The sequence below is a fragment of the Shewanella sp. 553 genome, assembly GCF_059338375.1.
Genome location: NZ_CM181701.1, coordinates 1,126,312 through 1,140,559 on the forward strand (window position 1 = coordinate 1,126,312; position 14,248 = coordinate 1,140,559).

The window sequence follows — 14,248 nt, forward strand, 5'->3', positions numbered from 1 at the left end:
CTACCAGTTAACACAGGAGTAAACATTAATGAAGAAATGGATATTAGCTGCCGCGATTTCGGCAGCGTTGACCGCTTGCTCTGCGTCGAATATCTCGACCAGTTTGCCGCAAGGGGTTTCGTTAGTTGAAACGGTCACCACCACAGAGTCAGGTGTGGGTATTCCCTACAAAAAATATCAGCTGGCCAATGGCTTGACCGTCATATTACATCAAGATAAATCAGATCCTTTGGTGCATGTGGATGTGACGTACCATGTAGGCTCATCTCGCGAGCTTCCTGGACGCTCAGGTTTTGCCCATCTATTTGAACATATGATGTTTCAAGGCTCAGAGAACGTTGCCGACGAGCAACACTTTAAAGCGGTTACCGAAGCGGGCGGTACGTTAAATGGCACTACCAATACCGATCGTACTAACTATTTTGAGACTGTGCCCAGCAACCAATTAGAAAAAATGTTGTGGCTTGAGTCCGATCGCATGGGATACTTTTTGCCTGCCTTAACCGAAGAGAAATTTGAAGTACAACGCGAGACGGTCAAAAATGAGCGCGCTCAACGTATTGATAACCAACCTTATGGCCGTATGGGCGAGCGTTTTAACCAAGCGCTGTATCCTGCAGGGCACCCTTATTCATGGCCCGTTATCGGTTGGCCCGAAGATTTAAACCGCGCCGATGTGACCGATGTTAAGCATTTCTTCCAGCGCTGGTACGGCCCCAATAATGCCACCTTGACCATAGGTGGTGATTTCGACGAAGCGCAAACATTGGCGTGGGTGAATAAATATTTTGGCGAGATCCCACGTGGCCCAGAAGTTACCGCTGCACCTAAGCCGTTGGTGAAACTCGATAAGACGCGTTATATCTCGATGGAAGATAGGGTGCATTTACCCCTGTTAAGAATTGCGTTTCCAACGGTTTACGCCAGCCATCAAGATGAGGCTGCGCTCGATCTGCTGTCCAATATTATTGGTGGTGGCCCAACCTCGTTAGTTTATAAAAACCTCGTTAAAGACGGCTATGCAGTGCAAGCTGGTGTCAGTCATCCTTGTCAGGAATTGGCATGTCAGTTTTCTATTTACGCCTTAGCCAACCCTGCTCGTGGTGGCGAACTGAGTGATATTGAAGCGCGGGTACTTGAGTCGATTGCCGAATTTGAGCAACGTGGCGTGACCGATGACGATCTACAAAAAGCCAAAGTGCAATTTGAAGCTAACACCATCTTTGGTTTACAGAGTGTCAAAGGCAAAGTATCGACTCTGGCGTTAAATCAAACCTTTTTCGGCAACCCCGATATGATAGCGTACGATTTAACCCGCTACGCCAACGTCACTAAAGAGGATGTGATGCGGGTGTTTAACACCTACATTAAAAACAAGCCTATGGTAGTGATGAGTGTCGTGCCTGAAGGGCAAACCCAGCTAATTGCCCATGAAGATAACTATGTTGCGCCAGCGCCGCAGGTTGCCGAGGAAGCGGTAACCGGTCTTGAGGTTGTTGAAGCCGTTGCGCCATCGTTTGATCGCAGCATCATGCCAACACCTCAGGTGGCGCCGATGATCACCGTACCTGTGTTATGGACCGGCACACTCAGTAACGGCATTGATGTGATGGCTACCACCAGTAGCGAAACTCCCACTGTTGAATTGATGATCTACTTAAATGGCGGGCACCGTTTGGTGGATGTTAAGCAAGCCGGATTAGCCAGCTTAACCGCATCAGTGCTTAATGAGTCGAGCCAATTGCGCAGCACAGAAGAGCTGGCGCAGGCGTTAGAAATGCTAGGCAGCACGGTTAGTTTTGGCGCGAGCACTTATCAAAGCTACGTTAAGGTGTCGGCGCTGACGTCACATATCGACGAAACCTTGGCGATAGTTCAAGAAAAACTCTTTAAACCGGGCTTTAACAGTGCCGATTTCGAGCGTGTTAAGCAGCAACATTTGCAAAGTCTGCAACATATGCAGTCGGATCCTAACTATATTGCTAACAGTGGTTTTGATGCTTTGCTCTTTGGCGATAACACCCCCCTTGGGATCAGCACCGAAGGCACCATTGCCAGTGTCTCAGCGCTCACCCTTGATGATGTAAAAGGATTTTACCAGCAGCAGTATCGTGCCGGTAACGCGCAAATCGTGGCGGTGAGCAATTTAAAGCAGCCACAACTGCTCAGCAAATTACAAGGGTTATCGAGCTGGCAAGGTGAGTCGAGTGCATTACCAGCCTTAGCGGCAATGCCGACACTTGAGGCGGGGACTGTCTATATTGTCGATAAACCGGGAGCGGCGCAGTCGGTGATTAAGATCGGGCAGCGGGCGATGCCGTTTGACGCTACAGGCGAGTATTTCAAATCTTACTTGATGAACTACCCCTTAGGCGGCGCCTTTAACAGTCGTATAAACCTTAACTTACGCGAAGATAAAGGCTACACCTATGGCGCGAGAAGCTATTTTTCTGGCGGCAGTGAGCAAGGGCTATTCCAAGCTACAGCTAGCGTTCGTAGCGATGTTACCGCTCTGGCCTTAGTTGAGTTTGCTAAGGAGATTAACCGCTATCAAGCCAACGGCATGACAGATCAAGAGTTAGCCTTTATGCGTAACTCCGTCTCGCAAAGTCAGGCGCTCGATTATGAGACGCCTTACCAGAAAGCAGGCTTTATGCGCCGGATCCAGCGCTTTAACCTCGAGCCTAATTTTACTCTGACTCAGGCTGATATTATTAGAAATATTCCTAAAGAGGAGCTAAATAACTTGGCCAGCGCTAAACTTCAGTTGGCTGAAATGATAGTATTGATTGTGGGTGATAAAGCCAATATTGAAGCCGACATTAAAGCCTTGGGTTATCCAGTGCGTGCTTTAGCGTTGTAATCAGATCTTTTTACCCCAATATTAACGATGCGGTGATGCTTGATTTAGCTCACCGCTTTATTTTTTTTACTTGCCAATAAGCTAGTTAGAGGACTATTTTTGAGGCGAGTGAAATTTATCACGCGTTTTGTAGGTCTAGCCTGCAAATGATCATGTTGAAGCAATAAGAGACACAGATATTGAACTCTTTCACTGAAGTTATTGGCCTGCTTAACGATGAGCAGGGACGAGATGCGCTAACGGGTATGGTACGTGGCATTGAGCGAGAAGCACTGCGCATCGAGCCTTCGGGACATCTAGCAACGGACAAGCATCCAGATAGTTTAGGTGCCGCGCTAACAAACTCTCGTATCACCACTGATTACAGTGAGTCATTGTTAGAATTTATTACTCCAGTGCATCAAAATATCGATGACCTACTGACAGACTTAACGCAGACACATGCCTTTACCGTGCGCAATATAGGTCAGCAACAGCTGTGGCCTGTGAGTATGCCTTGTTATGTGGGTGATGTTGCCGATATTCCCATTGCCGATTACGGCAGTTCAAACGTGGGTCAACTCAAACGTTTGTATCGTAAAGGCTTAACCTACCGCTATGGCGCCCTGATGCAAATTATTTCCGGGGTACACTTTAACTTTTCGGTGTCGCAAGCCTTGTGGGACCGGCTTTATGAGGTGTCAGATAAACAGCTTAGCCGCGATGAGTTTATCTCAGAGTCCTATTTTGGCTTAATTCGCAATTACCGCCGTCAAGTGTGGGTATTACCTTACCTATTTGGCGCATCCCCCGCCTTATGTAGCTCTTTTATTAAAGATCAGCCCACGGCTCATCCGTTTGAAAAGCTGGGTAAGGGCACCTTGTATTTACCTTATGCGACATCACTGCGCATGAGCGATTTGGGCTACACCAATAAAGAACAAGAGCGTTTAAATATTAGCTATAACTCACTGGCTGAATATTTAACCGGTATTCAAGCGGCGATCAAGATGCCCTCGGCGAAGTTTGAGGCAATAGGCGTTAAGGTTGACGGTGAGTATCGCCAGCTTAATGCCAATGTGCTGCAAATTGAAAACGAGTTTTACTCACCCATACGGGCTAAACGAGTGACTCAAGAGGGTGAGAAACCGTCAGAGGCTTTAGCACGTGCGGGCGTTGAGTATATCGAAGTCAGAGCCCTTGATGTTAACCCGTACTCATCTGTGGGGATTGAAGCACAGCAGATCCGTTTCTTAGATCTATTTTTATTGCATTGTTTACTCAGTCCCTCGCCGAAATCGACGCCAGCAGAAGAGGCGGAGATCAGTCAAAATCTGAATGCAGTGATCCTTGAAGGGCGTAAACCCGGCTTAATGTTAAGCCGTCATGGTCAGCCGATTGCGATGCAAAGCTGGTTACACCAACTGTTTGATGAGTTAAGCAGTGTTGCAAAATTGCTTGATGGGGGTGAGCAAGGCGATTATCAAACCACATTAGCCCATTGGCTTGCGGCTGTTGATGATCCATCAAAAACCTTGTCTGGCCAAATTTTAACTGAGCTAGTATCGACGCAGCGCGATCACAGTTATTGGGTAAAAGACTTGGCGCAAACCTATTACCAAGAGTTAATGGACTATCCATTGGCTGCCGATGTTGAGCAAGCTTATCGACAAGCGGCGAGCGATTCACTGCAGGCTCAAGCGCAATTAGAGGCGCAATCTACTGTGAGTTTCGAGCAGTATTTGAGTCACTATTTTGCCGAACCCAAGGTTGAGGTCGTCTGATGAGAGCCTGCGCACTATTATTTCCCCTAGTATTGCTATTATCAGCCTGTGCCTCAGGGCCAGATAATAGTGCGCAATGTGGCACGGTTGCCGGTTACCTTGTACCGGATAAAGAGGATGGGCTCTATCGGGTGGTGGTAACTCACCTTAACGGCAAGGCTGTGATTTCAAAACCCAATTATCAGCTAGCACCGGGCGTTCATGAGTTCACTGTGGCAGAGCTTATTGATTCGCCGCAGCTAAAAGTAAAGTTGGCCGCCAGAGGCACTAAGACATTGACCATAGATGTTAAACCGAATCGTCGTTACCATTTAGCTGCGCGTTTTAATCAAGATAAAGTCTATCGTGGCCTCGACAGCGACTATTGGCAACCCGTTGTCTGGTCAGAAGATGCCCTCCAATGTGAGTTTTTATCCGTTAATTAAGTTCAGCCAATTCACTCGACCTTATCCCAAGTTCAGCTGATTTACATTGATTCAATCTAGCAAGAATGTGAAACTATAGCGCTGATTAAACGATAGTTTTGGTATTCCCCATGAAGAAGTTTCTTGCCCCTTTACTCAGCGGCCTGCTGATAGTATCACTCAGTGGATGTGCCACCTCTCCGCCAAGAGAGCCTGAGAATTTGTGTGCGATTTATCAAGAGCATAGAGATTGGTATAAAGCGGCGGTCAACACCCGTGAAAAGTGGGGCGTTCCTGTGCATGTACCGCTGGCAATGATGTACCAAGAGAGTTCGTTTAGACACAATGCCGCGCCGCCAATGGAGTACTTTTTAGGTTTTATACCTATTGGCCGAGCCAGTGATGCTTACGGTTACGCCCAAGCGAAAACCATGACGTGGGATGACTATGTCAGAGAAACGGGCAATAGTTGGTCCAGCCGTAGTGATTTTGATGATGCGATGGATTTTATGGGATGGTTTATCTACAAAACCCATAAAATTAATGGCGTGTCTAAATGGGATGCGCGCAATCAATACCTCAATTACCACGAAGGGTGGGGCGGCTATAAACGTAAAACGTATCGGCATAAAGCTTGGTTAGTCAAGGTGGCTGACAAGGTTGATGCGCGGGCGAAACGTTATGCAGCCCAATACCGTAGTTGCCAAGAAGATCTTGATTCATCTTGGTTGTGGCGCCTGTTTTTTGGTTAGTCTTTGTGCCGTCAATCCCGCTACTCGCCTCGATAATATCGAGGCTTTTTCTTATCTATCAAAAGTGAGTGCAGTGGTTATGCTTCTCTATAAAAGCGGCTTACCATCGGCTTGCAATCAAAGTCATGTCGAAGATGGTGCAATTAATCCCTCTGTTAATCTTGCATCTAGTTAAACCATATTTGGCCAATTTATCGTTATAGCGCCCCTGTTATCAAAGGGGAAAAATGACTATAATGCGCCCAAAATAATAGCTATACCCTACAAAAAGGATAAAACATGACTAAGCCATTTGTTGCCGTATTAATGGGGTCTGATTCAGATCTGCCCACCATGCAAGCCACCTTAGATGTCCTCAAGACTTTCGGTATTCGCTTTGAAGCTAAAGTAACCTCGGCGCATCGCACGCCTGCTGCGACTCACGCTTATGTGACCGACGCCGAAGCGCGTGGTTGTAAAGTCTTTATCTGCGCCGCTGGCCTAGCTGCCCACCTTGCTGGCGCTGTAGCTGGGATCACCACTCGCCCAGTGATTGGCGTACCCGTTGACTGCGGCCCGCTTCAAGGCCATGACGCCCTATTATCAACCGTGATGATGCCCGGTGGCGTGCCTGTTGCAACGGTTGCGATTGGCAGTGCTGGCGCGAAAAACGCCGGTTATTTAGCGGCGCAAATGTTGGCCGTGGGTGATGATGAGTTGGCGTTGGCGGTAAAACAAGAGCGTGCCAAGTCGGCAGAAGCCGTGCAAGCCAAAGATGCCAAACTACAAGAAAAATTAGCGAATCTATAATCACGCTTGCCGCTATCAAGGTGCCGTTTGCCTATTACCTTGATGGCGAATAAGAGTGACTAACTTATCGATTAATTAATGCCGCCAAGGTTAACCTTGGCGGCATTTTTTATGCTGCTCACACAGTTTGATGACCCATTAACCCTTTTTGGTGTCCAGTAACGTGAGTATCAATAGGCGCTTGTATCTGATTCTCTTAATCTAGACAAAAAGGTGCACTCAGTGCAGACTTTAAAACAATATTTAACCAGATAAACGATTAGGGAGCAGATATTGGACAAGGTGTCTGAAGCTGCCAAGGCCGCAGAAACGGATCACAGATTGATGCAAGAGTTTGCTAATGGGGATCCGCGTGCGTTTGAACTCCTCTATCAAAAATATAAAGGCGGATTATATCGCTATTTTATAAGGCAAATTGGTGACAGGCAGCTGGCTGAAGATCTGTATCAAGAAACATGGGCGCGGGTGATTAAAGCGGCTGTGGATTATGAGCGCCGCGCCAAATTTACCACTTGGTTGTACCGTATCGCCCATAATTTGTTGATTGATCATGTGCGGGCGCTAAAGCCCGTTGAGCTTTTTAGTGATGCGGCTGTAGAAGGGGAACCGATAGACAATGTGCTGCCTTGTATGCAGTACGCTCCGGAGCAACTGACAGTGCAAGGGCAAAAGGCCACGCTCTTAAAAGAGTGTATTGCGCTATTGCCTCATGTTCAAAAAGAGGCGTTTTTGCTCAGCATGGAGATGGGGTTCACCGCCGCTGTGATTGCCGAGGTTGCGGGCGCAGGGCTAGAGGCGATAAAAAGTCGGCTGCGCTATGCGACTCAGTCATTAAAACAGTGCGTCGAAGGTAAATGGCAGGAACAACACCATGACACAAAATAGCCAAGATGACAGCGTCGATCAGGCATTGCAACAGCTGTATCGCTCACAGGCAACCGAGCAACCTAGCGAGGCGTTAGACAGCCACATTTTAGCCATGGCGCAAGCATCCCAAATCCATGCGCCTAAGCAGGTGAGTTTCTGGCGCCAATATCGCTGGTCCCTCTCCTCGGCGGCGTCTGTGTTATTAGTCGCGAGTATATTGCTGCTCAATCCGACCAGCCAAGATCCATTGATAATGGAGCCATTTACTATTGCGCCACAAGCGCTAGACAGCCAAGCAGTGCACGCACCTCGGATGATGAGCGCGCCAATGGCTGCACCTGAAAATGATGAGCCTGATATTACAGGCTCTACTGCTGGTGATTCAAATGTTGGCGAGTCTATAGCGAGTGACGCTAGCGCCAAAATAGCAGAGGCCAGTCAAATGACAGGCGTTAGTGAGGAGAGCAGTAAAGCAGGTGATGCTTCCTCCTTAGCGATTATCGATAGCAAGGCTGATGCTAGCAACGCAGAGGGTGGCGAGCCTATGGCTCTAGAGGAGAGTGCCGAAACCGTCCGCGAAGCGAAGCCACAGCCAGCACCTAAAGGGCAAGCCAAAGCCGTAATATCCGATAAACAAGCGCTTAATCACTTACAACAGCTTGTGAGTACTGAGCAATGGTCTGAAGCGGTGATATTGTTGCAGCGCATTAACCAGCAACGCCCACAATTAGCCGATAAGACGCATCCCTTACATCAAAGGTGGCGTGACTTAACCCAACAAATCAACGCTCACAGCCAACCTTAGGCTGAAAGCTGGTGGGTATCGACTGGCATAATGTCCACAGCCCGCAGGGGCTGTGATTAACTGAATTGGACACATTTGCTAATAATTCTTCGATGATAAATTACTGCCTGGCTCGATAAAGTTTGTTACCTTGTTAGCCTAATAAAAACGAGATAAAACAAATAAATGAGCCGAATATGAAATTGAGTCATCTCTTTGCCTCTTGCGTGCTTGCATTAGGCACCTTACACACGACCCCACTTATCGCCGCCTTCGATACAGCATCGACCTCGGTTAATCAGGGCTACTATCGCGCCCCAGCCTTAAATGATAATACCTTGGTATTTACCGCCGAAGGCGATTTGTGGACTCAGCACTTAAACGATCCTCAAGCTCGCCGTCTCACCAGCTTGCCAGCGCAGGAGCTGGGCGCGGCTATCTCTAAAGATGGTCAATGGGTTGCTTATGTTGCCAACTATGATGGCGCCAGTGAGGTGTACATTATTCCTATTCAGGGCGGCGTGGCCAAGCGGGTGAGTTTTGAGAATAGCCGAGTGCGAGTGCAAGGCTGGACCGCCGATGGTCAAGTGCTTTACGCCACCGACAATGCGTTTGGTCCGGCTAACTACTGGGTCCTTAAAAGTGTCGATCCTGTCAGCTTAACCACTACAGAGCTGCCGTTAGCCGATGCGATTGAGGGAGTTATTGATGATGCGGGAACGACCTTGTATTTCACCCGTTTTGGTCTGCAAGCCACAGGCGATAATGCCAAGGTGTATCGTGGCGGCGCCAAAGGTGAGCTGTGGCGTTATACCTTAGGCAGTCAGGTTGAAGCAGTAAAGCTAACGGAGACTCATAAAGGCTCGGTGCGTCAACCTATGTTGTGGCAAGCACGGCTGTATTTTGTCAGTGACGCCAGTGGTAACGATAATATCTGGTCGATGGCCCTAAATGGCGATGACGTACGTCAGCACACACAGTTTAGCGACTGGCAAGTGCGCGGTGCCCGTATGGATAATGGCCGTATTGTGTTCCAACAAGGGGCGGACATTCAGTTGTATGATATTGCCGCTAACCAGGTGCAAACCCTCGATATACGGCTGACATCTGATTTTCCACAGCGACGTGAACATTGGGTTACGCAGCCGATGAAGTTTGCCACCGATACCCAGTTATCGCCTGCTGGCGACAAAGTGGTGGTCACGGCGCGAAGCCATGTGGCGATAGCGGGCACAGATGGTTCGCGCTTAGTTGAGCTAGCGTTACCGGGTGATCATCGCGTGCGTCACGGGATCATGAGCCCTGATGGCCAATGGGTTTACGGTATTAGCGATGCCTCTGGAGAACAGGAAATTTGGCGCTTTGCCGCCAATGGCAGTCGTCAAGCGAAGCAATTGACCACTAACGGCCACACTTTGCGTATGGGGCTGCATTTATCACCTGATGGTCGCTATATCGCCCATGATGACTACGATGGCAATTTGTGGCTACTCGACATAGAAAAGGGCAGCAATCAAAAAATTATCACTCAAGGTCAGGGGTTGGGGCCGTATCGTGATGTGGTGTGGTCAAATGACAGTCGTTTTATGGCCATCACCAAAGAGGAACAAGGTCAATTACGGCCGCAAATCGTGCTGTATTCATTGAAAAAAAAGAAAGCACAGGCTCTGACTAGCGATAAATATGAATCCTTCTCCCCCGCCTTTAGTGACGACGGACAGTGGTTATATTTCATCTCTAATCGTGCATTTAAAGCGACTCCTACCTCGCCGTGGGGCGATCGTAACATGGGCCCTATGTTCGATAATCGCAGCCAGTTGTTTGCCGTGGCGCTAAGCGCAGATGCACAGTTCCCCTTTAGTAAACCTACTGAGCTGACACCTCAGCCTGATGATGAGCAAGACGATGACATAAAAACGCGTGTCGATTGGCAAGGGCTGGCGCAACGTTTATGGCAAGTTCCGGTTGAGTCTGGCAATTATAGTCAGCTGCAGGTGACCGAAAAGGGCTTATATGTGCTGTCTCACTCGGCGACGCCCGACTCAGCCCCTTCGCTTAAGTGGATTAAATTTGACCCCATTAAGCCTAAAGTCGACACCTTTGGCGATGATGTCGCCAGCTATAGCTTATCAGTCGATGACAGTAAGCTGTTTATCCGTCGGCACAGTAACGCTGGGCAAGAGATGCTGATCCTCGATACCGCCGAGAAGCTACCAACAGATATTAGCCGCGCTAAAGTGCGTACCGATCAATGGCAACTGGCGATTTCACCGCCGCTAGAATGGCAGCAGATGTTTGAAGATGCATGGTTAATGCACCGCGATTCCTTTTTTGACAAAAACATGCGCGGTCTCGATTGGCAAGCAACGAAAGCCAAATATCAACCCTTGTTGTCAAGACTCACCGACCGCCATGAACTTAACGATCTCTTTAAGCAGATGATGGGCGAACTAGACTCGTTACATTCGCAAGTTTATGGTGGCGATCTGCCCGTTGACGCTAAGCAGCCCAAGGCGGCCAATTTGGGCGCACGTTTGGAGCAAACTGAGCATGGAGTTCGTATTAGTCATATTTATCAAAATGATGCCGAGTTACCTAGCCATGCTTCGCCTTTAGGCCGTATAGAGGTTGACGCCGCAGTTGGTGATATCATCAGCGCCATTAATGGTAAACCCGTCAACACGGTGGCCGATGTCGCCAAGGCTTTACGCAATCAGGTCAATAAGCAGGTTTTACTCACGCTAAAGCGTAATAAAAACAGCATTAAAACCGTGGTTGAACCCATTGATAATCGTACTAATGCCAAATTACGCTATTTAGATTGGGTGAATCATAATAGCCAAAAGGTGAGTGATAACAGTCAAGGTGATATCGGCTACCTGCACCTTTATGCCATGGGCGCTGGGGATATCGCCAGTTTTGCGCGCGAATTTTATGCCAACATCGACAAACAGGGATTAATTATCGATGTGCGTCGTAATCGTGGCGGTAACATCGACAGTTGGATCATCGAGAAACTGCTGCGCCGCGCTTGGATGTTCTGGCAGCCCACTCAAGGCACTCCCAATAGCAATATGCAACAAGCCTTCCGTGGTCACATTGTGGTATTGACTGATCAACTGACCTATTCAGACGGTGAAACCTTCTCTGCGGGGATCAAGGCGTTGGGCATTGCGCCATTGATCGGCAAGCAAACCGCTGGTGCTGGGGTGTGGTTATCGGGTCGTAATTCGTTGACAGATAAGGGCATGGCACGTGTTGCTGAGTATCCGCAATATGCAATGGATGGTCGCTGGATTGTCGAAGGCCGAGGGATTAGTCCAGATATTGAGGTCGATAACTTACCGCTCGCGACATTTAATGGCCATGATGCTCAGCTTGAAAAAGCCATTAGCTACTTGCAACAAGAGTTAATTGACCAGCCAATAAATCCATTACAGGCAGCGCCCATGCCCGCCTCTGGGATGGCACAAGATATTAAATAACGTGTTACCTTTTTCTCTGTAATATCTCTTTTTAGGAGGCTATCGACTAAGCGGTTCCCAGGTCGATAGCCTCCGTTTTTATTTCTGCTTACCCTTGAACCCACATGTCCTCTATCAGGTGTCAACGGTGAGCGACTTTTCGCGAGTGTGTTGGCTGTTCAAAGTGAATGAGGTCGAGTGTCAGGCCAATGTGCAGCGCCCTGATCTTGGATGTTAATATCTTGAGCAATACATTCTCTTACCAAAACACCATGACACTTTCGCGTAGCGATCACATCTTTATACCAGCAGATATTCGTTAAAACTGTACCTATTATCTATAGTTAGTAGTTGTTGCACATAACAAACATATACTGATTAAACCAGAGACTTTTGATGCAATACTATTGCAGGAGTACAGAGATGAAAAAACTTGCTGTCATACCGCACGGACTTGGAATAGTTGTAGTCGCAGTGCTCTTAAATGGATTTCCCTCTACAAGCTTGGCTCACGAGAAAGGGTTGTCATTTCGTGTGGGCGGTTTTTATTCCACTTCAGATTCTGGAATGGATGTGACTAACCCTGACTCGGGGGATAAATACACTTTAGATTTCGAGTCTGATCTGCAGTTGGTTGAAAAAGAGTGGCTACCGTATATTGCGCTGGAATATTGGTTTAATGACCGTCATGGCGTCTATGTTGATTATAGGCGACTGCATCGCAATGCTAACGACAAAGTGGTTACTGTTCCCTATGAATATGAAGATGTTGATACTGGGCAGATCTACCAAATTAAAGCTGGCGCTGATATAACGACGATGTTTAATGTCGATATTGCTAGGCTAGGTTACGCCTATGATTTTTATAGCAGTAACGATTGGGAGTTAACGGTGACATTGGGTCTGCATGTCATGTGGATGGAGTTATCATTTAGTGGCGAGGTAGGCGCCTGTATCGACGATAACTGCGAGGTTGTAGAGCTCGACCCCAATAATGTAGCCGCGACTGACGTGACGGCACCTTTACCTGATATTGGATTGCTAGCGAGCTATAAGCTCAGTGACAACTGGCGTTTATCGGCTTTAGCTCAATACTTTTATGTCAAGATTGAGGATACTCAGGGTGAGTTGGTCGATCTTAGTGCCGGGGTGGGTTACAAGTTTAACGACCACTTTTACGCCGACCTAATGTATAAGTATTACAAAATAGACGTGCAAGTTGATGGCACAGCATCCGACCTTGATCTTTATTATGGTTTTCAAGGACCTCAGCTGGCAATAACCTATCGTTTCTAACCCTAAATGATAACCATAACTCATGTTCGACATTCGGTTAGGTATGGCCGTTATCTGTCATGATTGCCGCAGATGAGTTATGGATATCGATTTGCACCTCAGCAGATAACGAATTAGCGATAAAACAGTTATTGTGCGCAATATGTGCATCTTCCCCAAACGCGTCTCACTAACGGTGTCACATGGCTTAAATGAGACTTGTGGCACTATCGTAATATGAGTGATAGCGATACGGCTATCAATGCTATTACCCAGCATTGTCTTGGTGTTTGACGCTAGTTTAACAACTTGTGAGTAATTAATAACCAAACTAGTGATTGAAAACGCCGGGTGGTTAATGCTGTGACAAACGCTTTTATGCTGTTATCTCAATAGGGACATGATTAAATTTTGTTTAGTTTTATCCGTTTATGAGTGATATAGCGGCTTTATCATCAATATCTAAACAAACAGGCTTGCTTTTAAGTGGTAACGGCGTTACATATGAAGTAGGGCAATGAATGGATATCTACTGGTTTTTGACCCATGATTAATTGAGGTCAGATTGAAAAAATCGCGTCAGCGACTTGTTTTTCAGCTAGCCGCCCCAAGTTCATTATTGAAGTCATTTTTAAAAGGAAAACCTATGAAAATAAATCTTTCAGGTCACCACGTTGATATTACCGATTCGATCAAAGAACATGTGAATCAAAAGTTTTCCAAAATCGCGACACATTTTCCGACGCTAATCTCACTCGATGTCATTATTTCCAAAGAACATGGCGAGTATCAAGCCGAACTTAGAACAAATTACGAAGGTAGCCGAATCTCAGCTTCAGGTAGTGGTGAAGTGATGTATCCGGCTATAGCGACTGCAGCCAAGAAACTTGATGCAGCGCTCAAGCATAGAAAAGGGCAACTCAAGGCCGATCTGCACGAAAAACCCGTCAGCACTACGCCAGAAATCGCTCATGAAATCATTCAAGAGATGAAACTGGTATAAGCTTTATTGATAACAAAAAACCACCTTCACGGGTGGTTTTTTGTTTGTGGGCGTAGATGATAATACGCCGAGTACTAATGCGCTGCTCGGAGGCACGTTTTAGTAAAAGTGACAACCCTATCAAGCAACCTATTGCAGTTATCAAGCAGTGAGCACCTAACAAGCTCTTTTTGTCGTCCATGAGTCACTGAATGGCTCAAGCTTCCCTAGTTCCGATTACATTATTTTTTTTCACTACATTTGCTCTATCGCATAGGTTTTTTATCCAGTTACTGAACTGAATC

The 14,248-nt window shown here is 47.2% G+C and carries 10 protein-coding genes; all 10 read left to right on the top strand.

Annotation, left to right across the window (positions count from 1 at the left end):
* Window positions 1–28: 28 nt before the first annotated feature.
* The gene (locus AC5YBZ_RS05065; RefSeq protein ID WP_494543489.1) at window positions 29–2,863 is read left to right on the top strand and encodes a M16 family metallopeptidase; all 2,835 of its coding nucleotides are present in this window, start codon (window positions 29–31) and stop codon (window positions 2,861–2,863) included.
* Window positions 2,864–3,042: 179 nt separating this feature from the next.
* Window positions 3,043–4,626 carry a glutamate--cysteine ligase gene (gene gshA / locus AC5YBZ_RS05070; RefSeq protein ID WP_494543490.1) on the top strand — a complete coding sequence of 528 codons (1,584 nt, stop codon included), beginning with the start codon at window positions 3,043–3,045 and terminating at the stop codon, window positions 4,624–4,626.
* On the top strand, window positions 4,626–5,051 hold the full coding sequence (locus tag AC5YBZ_RS05075) for a hypothetical protein (RefSeq protein ID WP_494543491.1): 426 nt from the start codon (window positions 4,626–4,628) through the stop codon (window positions 5,049–5,051). The genes gshA and AC5YBZ_RS05075 overlap by 1 nt, the downstream gene beginning before the upstream one ends.
* A gap of 110 nt (window positions 5,052–5,161) precedes the next feature.
* Window positions 5,162–5,782 carry a transglycosylase SLT domain-containing protein gene (locus AC5YBZ_RS05080; protein ID WP_494543492.1) on the top strand — a complete coding sequence of 207 codons (621 nt, stop codon included), beginning with the start codon at window positions 5,162–5,164 and terminating at the stop codon, window positions 5,780–5,782.
* Between the two features lie 279 nt (window positions 5,783–6,061).
* Window positions 6,062–6,571, top strand: coding sequence for a 5-(carboxyamino)imidazole ribonucleotide mutase (gene purE / locus AC5YBZ_RS05085; RefSeq protein WP_475516196.1), 510 nt, complete (start codon window positions 6,062–6,064; stop codon window positions 6,569–6,571).
* A 324-nt stretch (window positions 6,572–6,895) separates the two neighbouring features.
* Window positions 6,896–7,456 (top strand): sigma-70 family RNA polymerase sigma factor, encoded by a 561-nt coding sequence (locus AC5YBZ_RS05090; protein ID WP_494543702.1) that lies wholly within the window; start codon window positions 6,896–6,898, stop codon window positions 7,454–7,456.
* The gene (locus AC5YBZ_RS05095; protein WP_494519748.1) at window positions 7,443–8,243 is read left to right on the top strand and encodes a hypothetical protein; all 801 of its coding nucleotides are present in this window, start codon (window positions 7,443–7,445) and stop codon (window positions 8,241–8,243) included. The genes AC5YBZ_RS05090 and AC5YBZ_RS05095 overlap by 14 nt, the downstream gene beginning before the upstream one ends.
* Window positions 8,244–8,419: 176 nt before the next feature.
* Window positions 8,420–11,707, top strand: coding sequence for a S41 family peptidase (locus AC5YBZ_RS05100; RefSeq protein WP_494543493.1), 3,288 nt, complete (start codon window positions 8,420–8,422; stop codon window positions 11,705–11,707).
* A gap of 402 nt (window positions 11,708–12,109) precedes the next feature.
* Window positions 12,110–12,982, top strand: a complete 873-nt coding sequence (locus tag AC5YBZ_RS05105; RefSeq protein WP_494543494.1) for a hypothetical protein — start codon at window positions 12,110–12,112, stop codon at window positions 12,980–12,982.
* A 625-nt stretch (window positions 12,983–13,607) separates the two neighbouring features.
* A complete protein-coding gene (hpf, locus tag AC5YBZ_RS05110; RefSeq protein WP_110456460.1) occupies window positions 13,608–13,964 on the top strand; it encodes a ribosome hibernation-promoting factor, HPF/YfiA family in 357 nt (118 codons plus the stop codon).
* The last annotated feature ends 284 nt before the right edge of the window (window positions 13,965–14,248 follow it).